This window comes from Cryobacterium sp. MDB2-A-1, from assembly GCF_004402675.1.
Taxonomy (GTDB): domain Bacteria; phylum Actinomycetota; class Actinomycetes; order Actinomycetales; family Microbacteriaceae; genus Cryobacterium; species Cryobacterium glucosi.
This window is the reverse complement of record NZ_SOFK01000022.1, coordinates 260,078-280,879: the sequence shown is the minus strand read 5'-3', so window position 1 is coordinate 280,879 and position 20,802 is coordinate 260,078. Positions and strand designations below refer to the sequence as shown.

General features: G+C 68.8%; 24 protein-coding genes. 5 read left to right on the top strand and 19 right to left on the bottom strand.

Annotation, left to right across the window (positions count from 1 at the left end; genetic code table 11):
* Positions 1-27: 27 nt before the first annotated feature.
* Both rarD and groES read right to left on the bottom strand, forming a co-directional pair.
* Complete coding sequence (gene rarD / locus E3O39_RS06270) at positions 28-957, bottom strand: EamA family transporter RarD (protein ID WP_134449931.1); 930 nt, start codon at positions 955-957, stop codon at positions 28-30.
* Between the two features lie 161 nt (positions 958-1,118).
* Positions 1,119-1,415: a co-chaperone GroES gene (groES, locus tag E3O39_RS06265; protein WP_092339382.1), complete on the bottom strand. Its 297-nt coding sequence runs from the start codon at positions 1,413-1,415 to the stop codon at positions 1,119-1,121.
* A gap of 150 nt (positions 1,416-1,565) precedes the next feature.
* Between groES and E3O39_RS06260 the strand changes: the two genes are divergently transcribed.
* Positions 1,566-2,780 carry a class I SAM-dependent methyltransferase gene (locus E3O39_RS06260; protein ID WP_134449930.1) on the top strand — a complete coding sequence of 405 codons (1,215 nt, stop codon included), beginning with the start codon at positions 1,566-1,568 and terminating at the stop codon, positions 2,778-2,780.
* A gap of 60 nt (positions 2,781-2,840) precedes the next feature.
* On the opposite strand, the gene E3O39_RS06255 is transcribed toward E3O39_RS06260, so the two are convergent.
* From E3O39_RS06255 to glmS, 10 genes are all read right to left on the bottom strand, one after another.
* On the bottom strand, positions 2,841-3,248 hold the full coding sequence (locus E3O39_RS06255) for a hypothetical protein (RefSeq protein WP_134449929.1): 408 nt from the start codon (positions 3,246-3,248) through the stop codon (positions 2,841-2,843).
* A gap of 51 nt (positions 3,249-3,299) precedes the next feature.
* Positions 3,300-3,887, bottom strand: a complete 588-nt coding sequence (locus E3O39_RS06250) for a hypothetical protein (protein ID WP_166787420.1) — start codon at positions 3,885-3,887, stop codon at positions 3,300-3,302.
* Between the two features lie 85 nt (positions 3,888-3,972).
* The gene (locus tag E3O39_RS06245) at positions 3,973-4,446 is read right to left on the bottom strand and encodes a DUF4190 domain-containing protein (protein WP_134449927.1); all 474 of its coding nucleotides are present in this window, start codon (positions 4,444-4,446) and stop codon (positions 3,973-3,975) included.
* 143 nt (positions 4,447-4,589) lie between these two features.
* Positions 4,590-5,657, bottom strand: a complete 1,068-nt coding sequence (gene tsaD, locus E3O39_RS06240; RefSeq protein ID WP_134449926.1) for a tRNA (adenosine(37)-N6)-threonylcarbamoyltransferase complex transferase subunit TsaD — start codon at positions 5,655-5,657, stop codon at positions 4,590-4,592.
* A complete protein-coding gene (gene rimI, locus E3O39_RS06235) occupies positions 5,654-6,193 on the bottom strand; it encodes a ribosomal protein S18-alanine N-acetyltransferase (RefSeq protein WP_166787419.1) in 540 nt (179 codons plus the stop codon). Before rimI ends, tsaD begins: the two co-directional genes overlap by 4 nt.
* Positions 6,194-6,826 carry a tRNA (adenosine(37)-N6)-threonylcarbamoyltransferase complex dimerization subunit type 1 TsaB gene (gene tsaB, locus E3O39_RS06230; RefSeq protein ID WP_134449925.1) on the bottom strand — a complete coding sequence of 211 codons (633 nt, stop codon included), beginning with the start codon at positions 6,824-6,826 and terminating at the stop codon, positions 6,194-6,196.
* Between the two features lie 9 nt (positions 6,827-6,835).
* Positions 6,836-7,378, bottom strand: a complete 543-nt coding sequence (gene tsaE, locus E3O39_RS06225; RefSeq protein ID WP_134449924.1) for a tRNA (adenosine(37)-N6)-threonylcarbamoyltransferase complex ATPase subunit type 1 TsaE — start codon at positions 7,376-7,378, stop codon at positions 6,836-6,838.
* The gene (alr, locus tag E3O39_RS06220) at positions 7,375-8,538 is read right to left on the bottom strand and encodes an alanine racemase (RefSeq protein ID WP_134449923.1); all 1,164 of its coding nucleotides are present in this window, start codon (positions 8,536-8,538) and stop codon (positions 7,375-7,377) included. The genes tsaE and alr overlap by 4 nt, the downstream gene beginning before the upstream one ends.
* Complete coding sequence (locus E3O39_RS06215) at positions 8,532-8,888, bottom strand: holo-ACP synthase (protein ID WP_134449922.1); 357 nt, start codon at positions 8,886-8,888, stop codon at positions 8,532-8,534. Before E3O39_RS06215 ends, alr begins: the two co-directional genes overlap by 7 nt.
* 37 nt (positions 8,889-8,925) lie before the next feature.
* Positions 8,926-10,776 carry a glutamine--fructose-6-phosphate transaminase (isomerizing) gene (gene glmS / locus E3O39_RS06210; RefSeq protein WP_134449921.1) on the bottom strand — a complete coding sequence of 617 codons (1,851 nt, stop codon included), beginning with the start codon at positions 10,774-10,776 and terminating at the stop codon, positions 8,926-8,928.
* 33 nt (positions 10,777-10,809) lie between these two features.
* Between glmS and coaA the strand changes: the two genes are divergently transcribed.
* From coaA to E3O39_RS06195, 3 genes are all read left to right on the top strand, one after another.
* Positions 10,810-11,766: a type I pantothenate kinase gene (gene coaA, locus E3O39_RS06205; protein ID WP_134449920.1), complete on the top strand. Its 957-nt coding sequence runs from the start codon at positions 10,810-10,812 to the stop codon at positions 11,764-11,766.
* Between the two features lie 173 nt (positions 11,767-11,939).
* On the top strand, positions 11,940-12,233 hold the full coding sequence (locus E3O39_RS06200; protein WP_134449919.1) for a DUF6412 domain-containing protein: 294 nt from the start codon (positions 11,940-11,942) through the stop codon (positions 12,231-12,233).
* A gap of 83 nt (positions 12,234-12,316) precedes the next feature.
* Positions 12,317-13,075 (top strand): membrane protein insertase YidC, encoded by a 759-nt coding sequence (locus tag E3O39_RS06195; protein ID WP_134449918.1) that lies wholly within the window; start codon positions 12,317-12,319, stop codon positions 13,073-13,075.
* On the opposite strand, the gene glmM is transcribed toward E3O39_RS06195, so the two are convergent.
* The 4 genes from glmM to truA all read right to left on the bottom strand — a co-directional run bounded on the left by glmM (position 13,072) and on the right by truA (position 16,546).
* On the bottom strand, positions 13,072-14,442 hold the full coding sequence (gene glmM / locus E3O39_RS06190) for a phosphoglucosamine mutase (RefSeq protein WP_134449917.1): 1,371 nt from the start codon (positions 14,440-14,442) through the stop codon (positions 13,072-13,074). The genes E3O39_RS06195 and glmM overlap by 4 nt on opposite strands.
* A 19-nt stretch (positions 14,443-14,461) precedes the next feature.
* A complete protein-coding gene (gene rpsI, locus E3O39_RS06185) occupies positions 14,462-14,947 on the bottom strand; it encodes a 30S ribosomal protein S9 (protein WP_134449916.1) in 486 nt (161 codons plus the stop codon).
* 49 nt (positions 14,948-14,996) lie between these two features.
* Entirely contained in the window at positions 14,997-15,443 is a 447-nt protein-coding gene (rplM, locus tag E3O39_RS06180) for a 50S ribosomal protein L13 (protein ID WP_134449915.1), read from the bottom strand.
* Between the two features lie 191 nt (positions 15,444-15,634).
* Positions 15,635-16,546, bottom strand: coding sequence for a tRNA pseudouridine(38-40) synthase TruA (gene truA, locus E3O39_RS06175; RefSeq protein WP_134449914.1), 912 nt, complete (start codon positions 16,544-16,546; stop codon positions 15,635-15,637).
* Positions 16,547-16,607: 61 nt separating this feature from the next.
* On the opposite strand from truA, the gene E3O39_RS06170 reads away from it, so the two are divergent.
* Complete coding sequence (locus E3O39_RS06170; protein ID WP_134449913.1) at positions 16,608-18,575, top strand: acyltransferase family protein; 1,968 nt, start codon at positions 16,608-16,610, stop codon at positions 18,573-18,575.
* Positions 18,576-18,639: 64 nt separating this feature from the next.
* Here the strand turns inward: E3O39_RS06170 and rplQ are convergent, their stop codons facing one another.
* The 3 genes from rplQ to rpsK form a co-directional block, all read right to left on the bottom strand.
* A complete protein-coding gene (gene rplQ / locus E3O39_RS06165; protein ID WP_134449912.1) occupies positions 18,640-19,152 on the bottom strand; it encodes a 50S ribosomal protein L17 in 513 nt (170 codons plus the stop codon).
* A 47-nt stretch (positions 19,153-19,199) separates the two neighbouring features.
* Positions 19,200-20,189 (bottom strand): DNA-directed RNA polymerase subunit alpha, encoded by a 990-nt coding sequence (locus E3O39_RS06160; RefSeq protein ID WP_134449911.1) that lies wholly within the window; start codon positions 20,187-20,189, stop codon positions 19,200-19,202.
* Between the two features lie 174 nt (positions 20,190-20,363).
* Positions 20,364-20,762 (bottom strand): 30S ribosomal protein S11, encoded by a 399-nt coding sequence (gene rpsK, locus E3O39_RS06155; protein ID WP_022883249.1) that lies wholly within the window; start codon positions 20,760-20,762, stop codon positions 20,364-20,366.
* Between the last annotated feature and the right edge of the window lie 40 nt (positions 20,763-20,802).

Sequence of the window (20,802 nt, the reverse complement as noted above, 5' to 3'; positions counted from 1 at the left end):
GGTGGGATGCTCCGAGCGTATCGCCGGTCAGAGGGGTTCGGGGGATGCTCGCCGCGGGGCGCGTCCGGTGACGACCATGTCGGCCGTGAGGATCACGAGCGCGACCCAGACGAGCCCGAAGCCGACCCAGCGCTCCGGCGGCATCGGCTCGCCGAGGATGAAGACCCCGACGAGGAACTGCAGCACCGGTGCGACGAACTGCACGAGGCCGAGCAGGCTGAGCGGCAGGCGGCGGGCGGCGGCTGCGAAGAACAGCAGCGGGACGGCCGTCACGACGCCCGTTGAGACGAGGCCGACGGTGTGCCACGGCGACACGGTGCCGAAGGTGAGCCCGGTGACGGCGCCCACGATGAGGAGTTCCGCGACCGCGATCGGCATCAGCCAGGCGGTCTCGAGGGTGAGGCCGGTGAGCGCGCCGACGCCGGGTCCGACGTTCTTCTTGATCAGCCCGTAGAACCCGAAGGACAGGGCGAGGACGAGCGAGATCCACGGGAGTGCCCCGTAGCCGAGCGTCAGCACGAGCACAGCGGCCGCGCTGATCGCGACCGCGATCCACTGGATGCGCCGCAACCGCTCGTGCAGAACGAAGACGCCCAGCAGCACCGTGACGATCGGGTTCATGAAGTAGCCCAGGGCGGCCTCGACCACGTGCCCGGTCAGCGTCGCGAAGACGTAGGTCTGCCAGTTGACGAAGATCAGGAGGCCGGCCAGGCCCATCACCCAGACCGTCTTCGGGCGGCGGAGGACTGTGAGCAGGGCGGGCCAGCCACGGGTGACGGTGATTAGGGCGAGGCAGAAGACCAGGGAGAAGAGCACGCGCCAGGCCACGACCTCGAAGGGTCCCGTCGGGTGCAGCAGCAGGAAGAAGAGCGGGAGCAGGCCCCAGAGGCCGTACGCGGAGATCGCGAAGGCGAGTCCGCTGGTCGGTTCGGCCGACTGGCTCCGTGTCCTGCTCACAACGATTCCCCTTCGCGGGCGTGCCCTGCCTGGACGTGTTGGGTGGTGCGGGCCGCGCTCGGGCGGACCTGGCAACACAAAATCCCGGATGATCAGGCCATCCGGGATTTTGTGTTGTTCGTACGTGTACTGCGGTCGTGCGTGGCGCCTGGAACGAATCCCTAGCGGACGACGACGGCGAGCACGTCGCGTGCGGAGAGGACGAGGAGGTCGTCGCCACCGAACTTGACCTCGGTTCCGCCGTACTTGGAGTAGATGACCTTGTCGCCCACGGCAATGTCGAGCGGGATGCGGTTGCCGTTGTCGTCGATGCGGCCGGGGCCGACGGCGACAACTTCGCCCTCCTGGGGCTTTTCCTTGGCAGTGTCAGGGATGACCAGACCTGATGCGGTGGTCTGCTCGGCGTCGACCTGCTTGATGACGATGCGATCCTCGAGCGGCTTGATGGAGACCGACACGGTTGACCTCTTTCTTAGCTAAGACTTGGTTGGCAGACTCACAGCGAGAGTGCTAACAGCGAGTTTAGGGCGCTTCTGGCACTCACGCAACGTGAGTGCCAGACTCGGGCGTTCCGGGCGCGGCGGCCATGGCTTGATATCGTTTGGACAATGGAACGCTCCGAGCTTGTTGACCTGTTGTCCCCCGAGGGGCTGCGCCTGCTGGACTCGCTTCCGCCCTGGGACAACGCCTCCGATGTGGTTCGGCTGGTGAGCGACCTGCGGAAGGCCGGCCATCCTCAGGGACTCGTGACCGCGGTGCTCGGCCAATCGCGGCTGCGGGCGAAGGCCGTGGCCAAGTTCGGCGACTTCGCCGGGCGGATGCTCTTCACTGAGGCCGGTCTCGAACAGGCCACCCGCCTGAACGTCGCCGCGCTGCACGCCGGCCGGTTCGCCGCTGCCGGACTGAACCGGGTCGCCGATCTCGGCAGCGGGATCGGCAGCGACTCGATGGCCCTCGCCGCGCTCGACATCCAGGTGACCGCCGTGGACACGGACGAGGTCACGGCCACGGTCGCGAGCTACAACCTCGCCCCCTTCGACAATGCCGCCGTCGTGCACGGCGACGCGGAGACCTTCGACCTCACCGGCTTCGACGCTGCCTGGCTCGACCCGGCCCGCCGTACGGCCGGTCACAGCAATACCTCCCGGCTGACCCGCCCGGAGGATTATTCGCCGAACCTCGACTTCGTCTTCGGACTGGGCGAGCGGATGCCGATCGGAGTGAAGCTCGGTCCGGGTCACGACCGTGACGCCATTCCCGCCGCCGCGGAAGCGCAGTGGGTGTCCGTGGACGGAAAGCTCGTGGAGATGGGACTCTGGTTCGGCGTTCTCGCTCGCGAGGGCATCCGCCGTTCGGCCCTGCTCCTGGGCAGGGACGGCCGGCACGAGCTGACCGCGGCCGCGGACAGTCCGGATGTCGAGACCGTGCCCGGAGAGGCGGGCGTGCCCGGGAGCTACCTGTATGAGCCGGATGGCGCCGTGATCCGGGCGCGGCTGATCGGCGACCTGGCCCGCAGCATGGACGCGCTGATGCTCGGGGAGGGCATCGCATACCTGAGCTCAGAGTCGCTGCACGAGACCCCGTTCGCGACGGCGTTCCGGGTGCTCGAGTCGCTGCCGGTGGACGAGAAGAAACTCCGGCTCGCGCTCAAGGAGCGTCGGATCGGGACTCTCGAGATCAAGAAGCGCGGCGTGGACGTTGACCCGGCCGTGCTGCGCACCCGGCTGAAGCTGCACGGGTCCGAGTCCGCCACTCTCGTGCTCACCCGGGCGGGCGGCCACAGGCTCGCTCTGCTCGTGGAGCGGGTGCAGCCGCCGCGCTGAGCACTCAGCGCCGGGCACCCAGCGCCGGGCACCCAGCGCCGGGCACTCAACGCCGGGAGCTCAGTGCGGGATGGGGCTGATGCCCTGGCTGATCAGCACGATCCAGCCGGCGGCGATGACGAGGCCCGCGAGACCGGTGCCGAGGCCCCAGGCCCAGATCGCGACGGCCGCGCGTTCGGTGCGGCTCGCCCAGACGGCGAGCACGACGGCCGCGAGCGAGAGCGGCGCGGTCCAGACCACGAAGACGGCGCCGGCGAGGCCGACGGCGCCGAAGAAGAGGGAGGCGAGAGAGCGGGCGCGCCTGCGCGCAAGGGCGCGCAGCTCGGACTCGGTGTAGACGTACGGCACCCATTCGGTGGGAGCGGTGACGGTCGACGCGTAGTCGAGTTCGCCGGTGACCTCCTCCGGCGGGCGCGTCAGTTCGAAGCGGAGGTCGTCACCGGCGGTGGGACGTCGTGCATCCGTCACTGCGGCCTCCCGGTCCGTTCACTTCGCCCGGGGAACGGGCTCTCAGCGATATTAGTAGGTACTCGGCATGCTTGCGAAGACGATGATCCAGACGACGATGCTCAGCAGGGAAAGGGCGACGCCGACGATGCCCGTGATCAGGCCGGTGAGCCACAGGGCACGTGCGCGCGGTTCCTTCGTGCGACCGAGCGCCCCGAGCACGATGGCCGCGGCCGGCAGCAGCAGGGTGAGCACCCCGCCGACGAAGGGGATGAAGGCGATCGGGAGGCCCAGCAGTCCGACGACACCTGCGACAAGCGAGAGGATGCTGAGCAGCGGCTGGTGGGTCGAAGCCTGCGTCCCCGGGGCGGGCGGGTACGGATACCCGTAACCGGGCGGCGGCGACGGCGGTCCGGCGGAGGCAGGACCGCCGGGCGCTGGACCGGCGGTCGGAGGATCCGTGAACGGCGGACCGGCGAACCCATCGCCGCCGGATGCCACGGGCTGCGTTCCGGGGGGCCCTGCAGCGGCCACGGTGGACTCGCCGCGCGGAATCTGCGGGACCTCGGGAACCTCGGGCACGTGCGGCACGTCGGGCACCTGCGGAACCTCGGGAACCGGAGGGATTCCCGAGGCACCAGGGGCGTTCAGATCACTCATGAGCTGTTCCTTTCCACTTCATTGACGGGTCAACGGTGATGGCAGGTCAGTCGTGACGACAGGCCGGCAGGGACGATCCAGTGGGTCAGTAGCTGGAGTACCCGTTGGTCGAGGCCGTGCTGATCAGCACGATGAAGAGGATCGCGCCGATGATGCCGGCGACGATGCCCAGGTAGCCGAGAACGAGGCCGGCGATGGCGAGCCCGCGGCCCTTTTCTCCGGTCTTCTTGATCTGGCTGAGGGCGATGTGGCCGGTGATGATCGCGGCGAGAGAGACGAAGAACGCCGACACGAGCGACACGATCGCGAGGACGTTGTACTTGTCCTGGGCGAGGGGCTGGCCGTAGGCCTGCTGGCCGTACGCCTGCGGCTGGCCGTACTGCTGCTGCTGGCCGTACTGCTGCTGACCGTACGTGTCCGGTGCGCCATACGCGGGGGCGGCAGGTGCCTGGTACGCCGGCGCGGCGGGTGCCTGGTATTCGGGCGCGGCGGGCGCCTGGTAGATCGGGGGCTGGTTCACCGGGGGCGGGGTTACCGGAGGCTGGTTCGGGTCGGTCATGACTAACGGCTCCTTTGGGCTTCGATCAGCTGGCGGTGCCATAGTTGCACCCTCATTGAACGGGTGTCAACGCCCATGACGCGCCATGTCTGTTGCGTCCAGCGTATCGCGGATGCATAGGAACCGGAGATGGGACGCGGTTTTCAGCCCTGGATGACGGAAGCAGGGAGCGTTGAATCCGCACCGAAGTCGAGGGTGGACGGCTCGTGACCCGCCATGATCAGCTGGGCGCCGAGCGCGGCGATCATGGCGCCGTTGTCGGTGCACAGCGAAAGCGGCGGGATGCGCAGGGCGATGCCTGCTGCATCCGTTCGCTCGACGGCGAGCTCGCGGAGCCGCGCGTTCGCGATCACCCCGCCGCCGAGGAGAAGTCGCGGCACACCGAGGTCGGTGCACGCGGCCACGGCCTTGGTGAGCAGGATGTCGATGACGGCCTCGCGGAAGCTCGCCGCGACGTCCGCGAGCGGCACGGTCTCCCCCGCGTCGCGGGTCTGCTCGACCCAGCGGGCGACCGAGGTCTTCAGCCCGGAGAAGGAGAAATCGTAGCGGTGGTGTTCCATGTCCTTGTGATGGCTGAGGCCGCGGGGGAAGCGGATGTACGCCGGATCGCCGCCGAGCGCGACGCGGTCGATCTGCGGGCCGCCGGGGTATGGCAGGCCGAGGATGCGGGCGACCTTGTCGAAGGCCTCCCCCGCCGCGTCGTCGATGGTCTCGCCGAGCAGTTCGACGTCGGAGACGAGGTCGCGCACGAGGAGGAGCGAGGTGTGCCCTCCGGAGACGAGGAGGGCGATCGTCGGGTATTCGAGGGGCTCCGTGCCCGGATCGGCGTCGGTCTGGAGTACGTCGGCACCGACGTGGCCGACGAGGTGGTTGACCGCGTAGATCGGCTTGCCGAGGGCGATCGCGAGTGCTTTCGCGGCGCCGACGCCGACCATGAGCGCGCCGGACAGGCCGGGGCCGTAGGTGACGGCGATCGCGTCGACGTCCTCGAGGCGGATGCCCGCGTCCTCGGTCGCCGCCCGGATCATCGGGACGAGCTCCTCGAGGTGGGCGCGCGCCGCGACCTCGGGTACGACGCCGCCGTACCGGGCGTGCTCATCCATCGATGAGGCGATCGTGTTGGAGAGCAGCCGGCTTCCGCGGACGATCCCGATGCCGGTTTCGTCACAGGAGGTTTCGATGCCGAGCACCAGGGGGTTGTCGCGGTTCATTCGGTCGCCTCCGCGGCATCCGTCGGGTCGGTCGGGGACTGCACCGGGTCGGGCGCGGCGAGCGCCGCCTCCGCGGGCGGCACTGCGAGTCGCATCACGAGCGCGTCGACGTTGTCCGGCTGGTAGTAGCCGCGGCGCACACCGATCTCCTCGAAGCCGAGCCGGAGGTAGACCCGCTGGGCGCCGGGGTTGTCGGCGCGGACCTCGAGGAACACCTCGCGGATGCCTCGCTTGCGGGCCTCGGTGACGAGGCTCTGCACGAGGGTGCCGCCGAGACCGTGCCGGCGGGCCGTCTCGGTGACGGCAATGGTCTGGATGTCGCCCTCGAGCGCCCCGCGCGGCGCGAGCAGCCCCGCGTATGCCTCGATGCGGTCGGGTTCGTCCGGCGGGACCGCGACGAGGTAGTAGCAGTCCGGGTCGGTCACGTCCCGGAGCATGCCCTCCGCGGACCAGGCGTCGTTCTCGAAGAGGCGGGTCTCGAGGGCCATGATGCCGTCGAGGTCGCCCGCGTGGGCGCGGCGCAGCTGCCAGGTCACTCAGCTCACCCGTTTCGGACCGTTGGAGAGGGTGACGTCGGGCGAGCGCAGGTAGAAGGCGGCGTCGGTCGCGAAGGCACGGTCGTTGGCCAGCAGCAGTTCGGCGACCCTGCCGAGGTCGGCGGCCGGAACGGTCACGGCGTCCGCGCGGACCAGGCCCGCGTAGACCCAGTCGGGCTCGAGCAGGACGGCCGGTTTCGCCACCCCTGGCGCGGCGAGGCGTACGGGCAGGCCGGCGGCATCCGCCCCGCTGTATGCCGACCAGTTCACCTCGCGCCGGCGGGCGTCGGTCACGACGACGAGGCCGCCGGTGTGGCCGGCCCGAAAGCGGCTCAGGGCGATGGCGTCGTGGCTGATCACGGGGAGGAAGGGCAGGCCGGCGCCGAGAGCGAAGACGCGGGCAGCGGCGATGCCGACGCGGAGACCGGTGAATGGGCCAGGGCCCATGCCGCCGACGACACCGGTGAGGTCGGCGACCCGCACGTTCGCCCGGTCGAGGCACTCTGCGATGAGTCTGCCGATCAACTCCGCGTGGCGCATGGTGTCTGCGGTGTCGATGTCCGCGAGCACGCCGCGGACCCCGTCGACGACCGCGACGCTGGTTCCGGCGGAGGTATCGATGGCGAGAAGCACCTGTTCAGCCTATTCCCCGGGCCATGCGCCCTCGAACGCGGCCCAGCGGGGGCCGAACCCGGTGATGGTGACGGTGCGCGGCTCGTCGAGGTCGACGTCGAGGTCCAGGCCGGGTGCGGCGGATGCCCGGGCGGAGCCGGCCGCGCCCGCCGGCCCGGTCTGCAATGCGCCCGTCGGCCGCTCGATCTCGATGTCGAGCCACGAGTCCGCGACCCCATCGAGCAGCCCGCGGCCCCACTCGACCACGACGACGGAATGCTCGAAGTCGATGTCGAGGTCGTCGAGTTCCATCGCGCCCTGCAGCCGGTAGGCGTCGACGTGCACGAGCGGCGGGCCGCCGACGAGGCTCGGGTGTGTGCGGGCGAGCACGAAGGTCGGGCTCGTCACCGCGCCGCGTACCCCGAGTCCGACGCCGAGGCCGCGGGTGAAGGTGGTCTTGCCCGCGCCGAGCGGACCGGTCAGTACGAGCAGGTCGCCCGCGCGGAGCTCAGCGGCGACGCGGACACCCCAGGAGTGCATCGCAGCGGCGTCGGGGATCACCCGGCGGTTCATCGCGCGGGCTCCCCGCTCTCGCTGAGGACAGCCCGGTAGCTGCGCGGAACGCGGTGCCCGATCCGGGTGACGATCTCGTAGTTGATCGTGCCGGCGGCATCCGCCCAGTCGGCAGCGCTCGGCACCGGCTCCGGCTCTCCCCCACGCACGTCGGGGTCGCCGAAGAGCACGACCTCGTCCCCGACGTCGACACCGTCCTGGCCGAGACTCACGACGAACTGGTCCATCGCGATGCGTCCGACGATCGGATAGCCGCGGCCGTTGATGTTCACCCGCGCAGAGCCGGACGCCGCGCGGGGCACACCGTCCGCGTAACCGAGCGGGACGAGGGCCAGATTGCCGTCCTCTGGGGCACGCCACAGGTAGTCGTAGGACACGCCCGCTCCCGCCGGCACCCGGCGAACGGCCGCGACGCTCGCGCGCAGGGTCATCGCCGGCGAAAGTCCGAGCTCCCGCGGGCTCGCGTCGTCGAAGGGGGACAACCCGTAGAGGCCGATGCCGATCCGCACCATGGAGAACCGGGCGGCGGGCAGGCGCAGGGCGGCCGCTGTCGACGCGAGGTGCGCGAGCTCCGGGGTCAGTCCTGCCGCTGCGGCGAGGTCGAGGCCGGAGCTGAAGCGGGCGACGGCCTCGTCGTCCGCGGCCGGGGAGGCGTTGGAGAGATGGCTGAAGATGCCGCGGACGTGCACGAGGCCGTCCCGTTCGAAGCCGGAGCCGAGCGCGAAGACCTCGGCCCAGTCCGGCCCGTTCAGGCCATTGCGGCTGAGGCCGGTGTCGAGCTTCAGGTGGACATTGGCGACGCGGCCGAGCCGGCCGGCGGCATCCGCTATGGTCCGCAGCTGGCAGGCGGACGAGACACCCAGGTCGATGTCCCTGGCGATCGCGGCCTCGAAATCCGTGTCGGGCCCGTGCAGCCAGGCGAGGAGCGGGGCCTCGATGCCGGCGTCCCTGAGCGCGTGCGCTTCGGTGAGATCGGCGACGCCGAGCCAGTCGGCCCCCGCGGCGAGGGCGGTGCGGGCGACGGGGACCGCGCCGTGGCCATACGCATTGGCCTTGACGACGGCCATGAAATGCGGGGTGCCGATCGTGGCGCGCAGGTGGGCGACGTTCGCGGCGATCGCACCGAGGTCGATGACGGCCTCGCGGAACTCGCTCACGATGCACCCTCGAGCACGACGAAGGCGCAGGCGACGCCCGCATCGTGGGTCATCGTGAGGTGCACGGAGTCGACGCCGCGCGCACGCAGCACCTCGGCCATGACCCCGCTCAGCCGGAATCCGGGGTTACCGTGCGCGTCGCTCACGACTTCCATCTCCTGCCAGCTCGTGCCCGCGCTGTCGCCGAGCGCCTTGATCAGTGCTTCCTTGGCCGCGAACCGCGCCGCGAGGGAGTGGGTGGGCAGGCCGCGTTCTGCGGCCGCGAACAGCCGGGGAACGAGTCCGGGCGTGCGCAGAACCTGCCGGTCGAACCGGTCGAGGTCGACGATGTCGACGCCGATGCCACGAATCACGCCCGCGACCGCCTGCCCGTCCCCACTCCGTCCGCGCTTATTCGACCGTGACCGACTTCGCGAGGTTGCGGGGCTGGTCGACGTCGAGGCCCTTGACCGTTGCCAGCTCCATCGCGAAGATCTGCATCGGCACGACCGCGAGGAACGGCTCGAACAGCGGCGAGGCGAGCGGGATCCGCAGTACGGTGTCCGCGAACGGCAGAACGGCCACGTCGCCCTCTTCGGCGATCGCGATGATGCGAGCGCCGCGGGCGCGGATCTCCTGGATGTTCGAGACGACCTTGGGGTGCAGGTGCGCGGAACCGCGCGGGCTCGGCACGACGACGAAGACGGGCTGGCCGGGCTCGATCAGCGCGATCGGACCGTGCTTGAGCTCGCCGGCAGCGAAACCCTCTGCGTGGATATACGCGAGTTCCTTGAGCTTGAGCGCACCCTCGAGGGCGATCGGGAAACCGACGTGGCGGCCGAGGAACAGCACGGCACGGGTGTCCGACATCCAGGCGGCGAGTTCGTGCACGGCGCTCTCCTGGAGCAGGGTGGTCGCGATCTTTGCGGGAATGGCCTGCAGCTCGACGATCTGGGCCGCGGCATCCGCTTCGGTCATGCTGCCGCGCACGCGGGCGAGGTGCAGGGCGAAGAGGTAGAGGGCGGCGATCTGGGCGGTGAAGCCCTTCGTCGAGGCCACGGCGACCTCTGGGCCGGCGTGCGTGTAGATCACGGCGTCGGACTCGCGGGGGATGGTCGCACCCTGGGTGTTGCAGATCGAGATGGCCTTGGCGCCGGACTCCCTGGCGAACTTGACCGCCATCAGGGTGTCCATGGTCTCGCCGGACTGGCTGATGGAGATGATCAGGGTCTCCGGGTTCAGCACCGGGTCGCGGTAGCGGAACTCGTGGCTGAGCTCGACGTCGACGGGCACGCGGGTCCACTTCTCGATCGCGTACTTGGCGACGTAGCCGGCGTTCGCCGCGGTACCGCAGGCGACGATGACGATCCGGCGGATGCCGGCGAGCACGTCGTCGCCGAAGGCCTCGAGCTCGGGCACGACGGCCTGGCCCTCGTGGATGCGGCCGAGGAGCGTGTTGGCGATGGCGTCCGGCTGCTCGGAGACCTCCTTGGCCATGAAGCTGGACCAACCGCCCTTTTCGGCGGCGGAGGCGTCCCAGGCGATGTCGAATTCCTCGAACTCGACGGCGTTGCCGTCGAAGTCCGTGATGGTGACGACCTCAGGGGTGATCGTGACGATCTGATCCTGGCCGACGGCGACGGCCCGGCGGGTGAACTCGACGAACGCTGCGACGTCGGAGCCGAGGAAGTTCTCCCCGTCGCCGAGACCGATCACGAGCGGAGAGTTGCGACGGGCGCCGACGACGACACCGGGCTGGTCCTGGTGCACCGCGAGGAGGGTGAATGCGCCGTCCAGGCGGCCGACGACGCTCAGGAACGCGGCGCTCAGGTCGCCGAGGCGCTGGTATTCGCGGCCGAGCAGCACTGCGGCGACCTCGGTGTCGGTCTCGCTCTCGAAGGTGAAGCCCTCGGAGAGGAGCTCCTCCTTGAGAACGGAGAAGTTTTCGATAATGCCGTTATGGATAAGGGCGAGCTTGCCGTTGTCACCGAGGTGCGGATGCGCATTCGCGTCGGTCGGTCCGCCATGGGTGGCCCAGCGGGTGTGGCCGATGCCGGTACGGCCGTTGTTCATCGGGTTGCCTTCGAGGTCCCCGGCCAGAATGGCGAGCTTACCGGCCCGTTTCCTGGTGTTCAGCACGCCGTCATCGTCGATGACCGCGATCCCCGCCGAGTCGTACCCCCGGTATTCCAGTCTCCGCAACCCCCTCATCAGGACCTCGACGCTTTTATCTTCCCCGACATAACCCACGATTCCGCACATAGCCCCGATTTTAGTCCGACTAAGCTGTGTGGAATGTCCGATCCAGCCGCGAGCCTCTGGAACAACGGCCACACCACACCGTTCGTCGAGCTGGATCGAGCGGACTGGGCGGCCCTTGCACCCACCACCCAGCTCCCCCTCCGTGAGACCGAGATCGTGCAGTTGCGCGGCCTCGGCGAGCCGCTCGACCTCGGCGAGGTGACCGATGTCTACCTGCCCGTCAGCCGCCTGCTCAACCTCTATGCCGCTGGAGCAAGCCAGTTGCACCGGGCGACGAGCGACTTCCTCGGCGAACGTGCCCGGCGCACCCCGTTCGTGATCGGTGTCGCCGGGTCCGTCGCCGTCGGCAAGTCGACGATCGCCCGGCTCCTGCGCGAACTGCTGGCCCGCTGGGAGGACACTCCCCGGGTCGAACTCGTGACGACCGACGGGTTCCTCTTCCCGAACGCCGAACTGGCCCGGCGGGGACTGATGGCTCGCAAGGGATTTCCAGAGTCGTACGACCGGCGATCCCTGCTCCGATTCGTGTCCGCCGTCAAGGGCGGCGCCGCCGAGGTGCGGGCTCCGTTCTATTCGCACCTGAACTACGACATCGTTCCCGACGCGCAGATCGTGGTGCGCCAGCCGGACGTCCTCATCGTCGAAGGCCTCAACGTGCTCGCGCCGCCGACAACGGGGCACGGGCTCACGGTCAGCGACCTCTTCGATTTCACCGTCTACGTGGATGCCCGCACCCAGGACATCGCCCGCTGGTACGTCGACCGGTTCCTGCGCCTGCAGCGCGGCGCGTTCAGCAACCCGAAGTCGTACTTCCACCGGTACGCGACGATGACCGAGGACGAGGCCCGCCGGGAGGCCCGCCGTATCTGGGACGAGATCAACGAGCCCAACCTGGTGCAGAACATCCTGCCGACGCGCTCCCGGGCGACCCTTGTGCTCCGCAAGGACGAGAACCACGCCGTGTCGAAGGTGCTGCTCCGCAAGCTCTGAGCGGTGCGGCATCCGCCCGCAGCCCTGACCGATTCGACGGGGTTTTTGGCTTTCCGATACGTGGGAGACCGGGTAGACCGGTTCAGAACCGAAAATCTCCGTCGAATTGCTTCACTCCGCGGCGTAGAGTCGACTCACCAATCGTTCTGGCCGACCCGCCTGGAGGCGCGATCGTGAGAGCCGCCTACACCGCGCTGGTGCTGTACCTGGCCGGTCCGCTGCTCGCGCTCATCCTCGTGCCGACCGAACCGGGGATGATGTTCTTCGCCGGCGTCGCCGTACTCGGCCTGGCGCTCGTGATCGGGGTCCAGTGCCGACTCACGGCCGCCGACGCCCTCGAGATCACAGTCGGCCGCCGCTCCCACCGACACCGCGAGGTGCTCAGCGAACTCGCCGCACCGAGTCATCCCAACACCGCCGGGCGTCCACGCCCGCGCGCACCGGCCCGGCCGCTCGCGGTCGCCTAGACCTCAGCCGGCAACTCCAACGCAGGGCGAGGCAGCGCGAACGCAGACGCGCCCCTCTTCCTCCGACCGTTGGGATATCCTCCGTGGACCTCTATTCCGTTGCGCCCGTCGCAGCCCTGCTCCAAGCCGCCTCGGCGGCCGTCACCACCTTCTCCTCCGCGCTCGCACCCATCTCCGGTGCGAGCAGCACCGCACTCGTCATCGTCCTGGTCACGCTCCTGTTGCGGGCAGTTCTCGTACCGGTCGGCCGCGCCCAGGTGCGCGCCGAGTTCGTCCGCAGGCGCCTCGCCCCGAAACTCCGGGAGCTGCAACGCCGGTACCGGGCCGACCCCGAGCTACTGAACCGCAGGACAGCCGAGCTCTACGCGGCCGAGAAGGCGTCGCCCCTGGCCGGATGCCTGCCGACGCTCCTGCAGGCGCCGATCGTGTCGACCGTGTACGCGCTCTTCGTCCTCGCCAGCATCAACGGACAACCGAATCCGCTCCTCGCTCAGGAGCTCGGCGGCGTCCCGCTCGGCACGTCGTTCCTTGCGCTTCTGGGCACCACCCCGGTCTTCTGGCCCGGACTCATGCTGTTCGGAGCGCTCCTCGCCGTCATCGCCCTGACCGCGGGGCTCTCTCGACGACTGGCTGCGCGATACGTCTCTCCGGTCGTGCCGACAGCCCGGCCCGCTGCAGCACGGCTCGCCGCAACCCTCAGCTGGCTCCCGTTCCTGACGCTTGTGTTCGCGAGCGTGGTCCCGCTGGCCGCGACGCTCTACCTCACGGTGAGCACGGCCTGGACGCTCGTCGAACGCGGCATTCTCTACCGCTCGTTCGCTCCGACCGGGCCCGGGTCCTAGAGGGAGTCGAGGGCGAGGCGCAGGCGCACGACGTCGGCGAGGGAGTGCGCAAGCCGGTCGGCGGTGGCCTGGTCGGCCGCCTCGACCATGACGCGCACCATCGGCTCGGTGCCGGACGGACGCAGCAGCACCCGGCCGGTGTCTCCGAGTTCGGCTTCGGCCTCGCGCACGGCGGCGGCGATGACCTCGTCGGATTTCAGCGCGTGGTGATCGACGCCGCGCACGTTCACGAGGATCTGCGGGAACACGGTCATCACGGCGGCGAGCTCGTGGAGCGGCTTGCCGGTGCGGGCCATCTCGGCGACGAGGTGGAGTCCGGTGAGGATACCGTCACCGGTGGTCGCGAAGTCCGTCATGATGACATGTCCGGACTGTTCCCCGCCGAGGGACAGGCCGTTCGCGTTGAGCTCTTCGAGCACGTAGCGGTCGCCGACCTTGGTCTCGATCATGCGGATGTCGTTGGCCGCCATGGCCCTCCGGAGGCCGAGGTTGCTCATCACAGTGGCAACGAGCGTGCGGTCCTTGAGGACGCCGCGCTCGGCCATCGAGACGGCGAGGATCGCCATGATCTGGTCGCCGTCCACGATGTTGCCGTGCCGGTCGACGGCGAGGCAGCGGTCGGCGTCGCCGTCGTGGGCGATGCCCACGTCGGCACCGTGCTCGAGGACGGCCTTCGCGAGGTTGTCGAGGTGGGTCGAGCCGACCCCGTCGTTGATATTGAGCCCGTTCGGGTTGGCGCCGATGACGGTCAGCTGCGCGCCGGCATCCGTGAAGACCTGTGGGGACACGCCCGCGGCCGCGCCATTGGCGCAGTCCAGGACGACGTGGATACCGTCGAGGCGGTGCGGGAGGGTGCCGAGGAGGTGCACGACATAGCGGTCTTCTGCGTCCGCGAAGCGTGAGATCCGGCCGACATCGCCGGCGATCGGCGTGAGCTTGTCGTGGTCGAGGTGGGCCTCGATACGATCCTCGACGTCGTCGGGAAGTTTGGTGCCACCGAAGGCAAAGATCTTGATGCCGTTGTCGGGGGCGGGGTTGTGCGAGGCGGAAATCATCACGCCGAAGTCCGCACCGATGTCCGCGATCAGGAATGCCGCGGCCGGCGTGGGGATGACGCCGGCGTCAAGGACGTCGACACCGGAACTGGCGAGGCCCGCGGCTACTGCCGAGGCGAGGAATTCGCCGGAAATGCGCGGGTCACGCGCGAGGACGGCCACCGGACGGCGACCCTCGGCTCGACGCGATTCAGCGCGGCGACCCTGGGTGAGAACTGCGGCACTCGCCTGGGCGAGGCCCAGGGCCAGGCCAGCCGTGAGATCACGGTTGGCCAGGCCCCGAACACCGTCGGTGCCGAAAAGTCGAGGCATGTCGGCGCCGACTATCGATCTAGCGCTTCGAGAACTGAGGCGCCTTGCGGGCCTTCTTGAGTCCGGCCTTCTTGCGCTCCTTGACGCGAGCGTCACGGTTGAGGAAGCCGGCCTTCTTGAGGATGGCGCGGTTGTTCTCTTCGTCGATCTGGTTGAGCGAACGCGCGATGCCGAGACGCAGGGCGCCGGCCTGGCCGGAGGGGCCACCGCCGGTGATGCGTGCGATGACGTCGTAGCTGCCGATCAGGTCGAGGACCTTGAACGGGTCGTTGATGAGCTGCTGGTGAAGCTTGTTCGGGAAGTAGTCCCCGAATTCGCGACCGTTCACCGTGATGGTGCCCGAGCCGGGAACGATGCGCACGCGGGCGATGGCCTGCTTGCGACGGCCCACGGCTGCGCCGGGAACGTTGAGGACGGCGCGGGGCGCCTTGGTTACGATTTCGGCCGGGGTCTCGGTGGAATAGCTCTCCGGAGCCTGGTCAATCTGATCTGCGATCTTCGCCACGATGGTGTGAATCCTTTTTTCTTAGAGTCGAGAAGTCTGGTGGCCGGCGCTACTGAGCGACCTGGGAGAGGGTGTACGGCTTGGGCTGCTGCGCAGCGTGCGGGTGCTCCGGGCCTGCGTAGACCTTGAGCTTCGCGAGCTGGGCGCGACCGAGCGAGTTCTTCGGCAGCATGCCGCGAATCGCCTTCTCAACCGCACGCGTCGGGTGCTTCTCGAGCATCTCCGAGTAGTTCTGGGCGGAAATGCCGCCCGGGTAACCGGAGTGGCGGTATGCGATCTTCAGTTCGAGCTTCTTGCCGGTGAGGGCGATCTTCTCGGCGTTGACGATGATGACGAAGTCTCCCATGTCCATGTGGGGAGAGAACGTTGCCTTGTGCTTCCCCCGGAGGAGAACGGCGGCGTGGCTGGCAAGACGACCGAGCACGATGTCTGTGGCGTCGATGACGACCCAGTCGTGCTGGACTTCGCTTGCTTTGGGAGTATAAGTGCGCGTCACTGTTGTGCTGCTTTCTTGTTCGAACGGAGGTGTTCGTGAATCCCGCTCCGGGTGTGTTCCCCGACGGGGAACACGATCGATGGAGGGCTCACGTTCGTGTGCCTGGCTGCAACGCACAGACACCAAGGGTCAATGCTAGTCCGCCGGGAGCGTTGGCGCAATTCGCCTGCGCGATTCGGCGGCGCGCTGCGCTACTCTTCGTCCTCGTCGAGGGCGCGCCGGGCACGGGTCTCGAGGGCGCGGGCCGCGAGCTGGTCGTCGGCGGGATAGTCGACCGCGAGCAGGGTGAGGCCCTGCGGCGGCATGACCTTGAACTCGCTCGTGCGGGCCCGGTTGATCCGCAGCGTCGCGAGCCGCTCCCCTGCGAGCCGTCCCTCTCCGACCGCGACGCAGGCCCCGACGAGTGCCCGCACCATGCTGTGGCAGAAGGCGTCCGCCTGCACCGTCGCGACGAGCACGCCGTCCGGGTCCCGCCGCCAGCTGAACTCCTGCAGGGTGCGAATCGTCGTGGCGCCCGGCCGGGGTTTGCAATAGGTCGCGAAGTCATGCAGCCCGAGCAGGGACGCCGCGGCCACCTGCATCGGTTCCAGGTCGAGCGCGAACCCGTGCCAGGTCGTGCGCAGCCGGTCCTGCGGGTTGTGCCCGAGCACCGAGTCGGCGATCCGGTACTCGTAGCGGCGCCAGTTCGCCGAGAACCGAGCGTCGAATCCGGGGGGTGCGACGGCGGATGCCTTGATCACGATCTCCGGCTGGGTCACCAGGATCCCCCCGAGCCTCCGCTGCACCATCACCGCGAGCGTCGCAGGGGTCCGGCCCCTTCCCCGTCGGAGCAGGCCCCCGACCTGGTCGGGGGTGAGGTCGAAGTGCGCGACCTGACCGAGGGCGTGCACCCCCGCATCCGTTCGCCCGGCGACGATGAGGGACGGATACGGCGGGTAGCTCTGCAGGATCGTGGCGAGTCCTGCCTCGATCTGGCCCTGCACGGTGCGGAGCTCTGGTTGAATCGCCCATCCCGAAAAATCGGTGCCGTCGTAGGCGATGTCCAGCCTGATCCGGGTGTTCTCCGGGAGCGGGGAGACAACAGGGGCGGCAGGAAGATTCACGGAGGTAAGTGTAAGTGCCGGGCCGGGTATCGTAGAACCCGGATCGGCTCCGCTCACCGCTATGAAACTCAGTTACCGCACTCCCGCATCCCTGCGCCCGGACTCTGAGACTCGGGATTCGCGCCGTTTCTCCGGCCTCGACGGCCTGCGCGGCATCGCCGTGAGCGTTGTGCTCGTCTTCCATTTCTTCCCACAGGTGCTGCCCGGCGGCTTCGTCGGCGTCGACGTGTTCTTCGTGATCAGCGGGTTCCTGATCACCGGTCTCCTCGTGGACGAATATGCCCGGTCCCGCCGGATCTCGTTGCGCCGGTTCTGGAGCCGCCGGGTGCGCCGGCTCGTGCCGCCGCTCGTTCCCCTCGTGCTGCTCTGCTGCACCGTGGCGTGGATGCTCGGGGGCGACGTGCTCGTCGGCCTCGGCTGGCAAGTTCTCGGCGCGGTCACGTTCGGCTACAACTGGGTGTCGATCGCAGGCTCCGCGAGCTACTTCTCGGCGACGAGTCCTGAGGTGTTCCGGAACCTCTGGTCCCTGGCCGTCGAGGAGCAGTTCTATCTGGTCTGGCCGTTTGCGCTGCTCGCGGTGCTGCTCATCCGGAGCGCCCGGATTCGCCTGGCGGTCGTGTGCACCCTCGGCGTCCTCTCCGTTCTCTGGATGGGGTTCCTGTTCCAGCCGGGCGCCGATCCGACCCGGGTCTACTACGGCTCGGACACGCACAGCTTCGGCCTCTTCGCCGGCGCGGCCCTCGCGCTGCTGCTGCGGCGCCCGAACGGCCTGGGCGCACCGACCCGCAACGCCAACGCCGGTGCCGCCCGCACCGGCCCAGCGGGCTTCACCCGGTTCGCCTCCCGGCTCGCCTCCCCCGCCCGGCTGCGCCCCTGGCTCGGCCTCGCCGCATTGCTCGGCATCGGTGCGGCTTCGGCGTGGTTGCCCGCCGCGGGCCCGTTGGCGTACCGGGGCGGACTCGCCGCTATCAGCCTGCTGTCCTGCGTCGTGATCTGGGCCGCCGTGCGCGGCGCCCGCTTCGGCCGCTGGCTCGACACCCCGGTGCTCCGGTGGATCGGCGAACGGTCCTACGGCATCTACCTCTGGCACTGGCCCCTCTTCGTGCTCGCCGGCGTCGCCTGGCCGGCCGCCGGCGTCGAGGTGCACCTGCTCGTCGCCGCCGTCGCCGTGCTTGTGGCCGCAGCCTCGTACCGGTGGCTCGAGCAGCCGGTGCGGCGCAGGGGGCTGCGCGGCGGCATCCGCTCCCTGTCGGGTTTCGCGACCGAGTCGTGGTCCCGGCTCGCGGTTGTCGGCGTCGCAGCGATGGTCGGCCTGATCCTCGTCGGCGGCACGACGGCCGCTGTCGTCGTCGCACCCGCCGAGACGAGTGCGCAGGCACGGATCACGAGCGGCCGGCACATGCTCGAAGCCGCCCAGGCCGACCGGAAGCGCGAGGACGCCGAGCGGAAGAGCGACCCGACCGCGGCGCCCGCGCCGGTCGCACCGGGCGACCTGATCTCGGCCGTCGGCGATTCCGTGATGCTCGCCTCGGCACCCGAGCTCGAAGACCGGTTCCCGGGCATCCTGATCGACGCCGCCGTGTCCCGGGGCATGCGCGCGGCTCCGGACATCCTTGCCGCCCAGGCCGCCGCCGGGACGCTGCGTCCGGTCGTCGTCGTCGGGCTCGGCACGAACGGGCCGATCACCACGGATGAGCTGCTCGCGATCGAGGCTGCGATCGGCCCCGACCGGAAGCTCGTGCTCGTGACCGCCTTCGCCGACCGGGACTGGACGGCCGGCGTGAACGAGGCGCTCGTCGGCTTCGCCGCCCACCACCGACTCGTGGGCATCGCCGGCTGGCACGACGCGATCGCGCCGCACACCGACGTCCTGGCCGGGGACAACATCCACCCGGGTCCCACGGGAGGGCGGATCTACGCCGACTGCATCGCGTCCGCGCTGGACTGGCTCGCCCCCCAGCATCCGTTGCACGGCCGGGACCCCTACCGGCTCGGCCAGGACCCCGTCGTCCTCCGCCCCGTGTCCTAGGAGATCAAAAAAGAAGGGCCCGACCGAAGTCGGGCCCTTCCAGGTGAAGCGAGTGAAGCGTGGGTTACTTGGCTTCCTCGACGGGAGCCTCGGCAACGACCTCGTCCTCGGCCGGGGCGTCGACGACGGCCTCGGTCTGGGCGGGGGCCTCGACGACGACCGGCGCGACGGCAGCAGCTGCAGCGGCGGACGTCTTCGCGGACTTGACCTTCGGGGTGACGGGCTCGAGGACGAGTTCCATCTGGACCATCGAAGCGTTGTCGCCCTTACGGAAGCCGAGCTTCGTGATGCGGGTGTAGCCGCCCTCGCGCAAGGCGACCTGGGGTGCGATCTCGGTGAAGAGCTCGTGCACGACGGTCTTGTCGCCGATGGTGGCCAGAACGCGACGACGGGCGTGCAGGTCGCCCTTCTTCGCGAACGTGATCAGTCGCTCGGCGACCGGACGAAGGCGCTTGGCCCGCGTTTCGGTCGTCTTGATCGACTTGTGGGTGAACAGCGAGGCGGCAAGGTTGGCGAGCATGAGGCGCTCGTGTGCCGGGCCGCCACCGAGGCGGGCTCCCTTAGTGGGCGTGGGCATTAGTAATCTCCAGTATCAAAAGTCAAAAGTCAGTCGGGAGACTGCTTTTAGATGGTTTCTTCGTCGTAGCCGCTGTAGAAGTGGGCGCCGTCGAATCCGGGCACCGAGTCCTTCAGTGACAGGCCAAGCTCGACGAGCTTGTCCTTGACCTCATCCACCGACTTCTGTCCGAAGTTGCGGATGTTCATCAGCTGGGTCTCCGAGAGGGCGACCAGTTCGCTGACGTTGTTGATGCCTTCACGCTTGAGGCAGTTGTACGAACGAACCGACAGATCGAGGTCTTCGATCGGGATCGACAGTTCGGTCGACAACACGGCGTCGACCGGCGCGGGGCCGATTTCGATGCCCTCTGCCGCGGTGTTCAGTTCGCGGGCCAGACCGAACAGCTCGGTCAGGGTGCGACCGGCGGATGCGATGGCGTCGCGAGGCGAGATCGCCGACTTGGTCTCCACGTCGACGACGAGGCGGTCGAAGTCGGTACGTTCACCGGCACGGGTCGCCTCGACGCGGTAGGTCACCTTGAGCACGGGCGAGTAGATCGAGTCGACCGGAATCTGGCCGGCCTCGGAGTACTCGTTGCGGTTCTGGGTGGCCGACACGTAGCCGCGGCCACGCTCGATGGTCAGTTCGAGTTCGAACTTCGCCTTGTCGTTCAGGGTGGCGATGACCAGTTCGGGGTTGTGCACCTCGACGCCGGCCGGAGCCGAAATGTCGGCGGCGGTGACCTGGCCGGCACCCTGCTTGCGCAGGTACGCGGTGATCGGCTCGTCGTGCTCGCTCGAGATGACGAGTCCCTTGATGTTCAGGATGATCTCGGTGACGTCTTCCTTGACACCGGGAACCGTGCTGAACTCGTGCAGCACGCCGTCGATACGGATGCTGGTGACAGCGGCTCCGGGGATCGAGGAGAGCAGGGTGCGGCGCATGGAGTTGCCGAGGGTGTAACCGAAGCCAGGCTCGAGCGGCTCAATGATGAACCGGGACCGGAACTCCGAGATGTTCTCCTCGGTGAGCGTGGGGCGCTGTGCGATAAGCACTATTGATTCCTTTCGGCAAAGTGTCCGCTATATGACACTTGCGAGGCGAGGTGTTGAGTGTGAAAGAAAAAAGAATCGCGCGGGGCCTGGACCGCTCCGTGAGGAGCAGTCCAGGCCCGGCGATCCGCGGCGACCGGGGTCGTCACGAGGACGAACCCGGCCAGTGCGGGTGCTTTAGACGCGGCGACGCTTCGGCGGACGGCAACCGTTGTGAGCCTGGGGCGTCACGTCGTTGATCGAGCCAACCTCGAGGCCGGCGGCCTGAAGGGAGCGGATCGCGGTTTCGCGGCCTGAGCCGGGTCCCTTGACGAACACGTCAACCTTCTTCATACCGTGCTCCTGCGCCTGGCGGGCGGCCGACTCGGCTGCCAGCTGTGCGGCGAACGGGGTCGACTTACGCGAACCCTTGAAGCCAACTCCACCTGAGGACGCCCAGCTGATGACCGCACCGGTGGTGTCGGTGATCGAGACGATGGTGTTGTTGAACGTGCTCTTGATGTGGGCCTGGCCCACGGCGACGTTCTTCTTTTCTTTCTTGCGCGGCTTCCGAACGGCCGACTTGGGTGCTGCCATGAATTTCTCCTGAATCCTAAAGGCGAGACGGGCCAGGCCG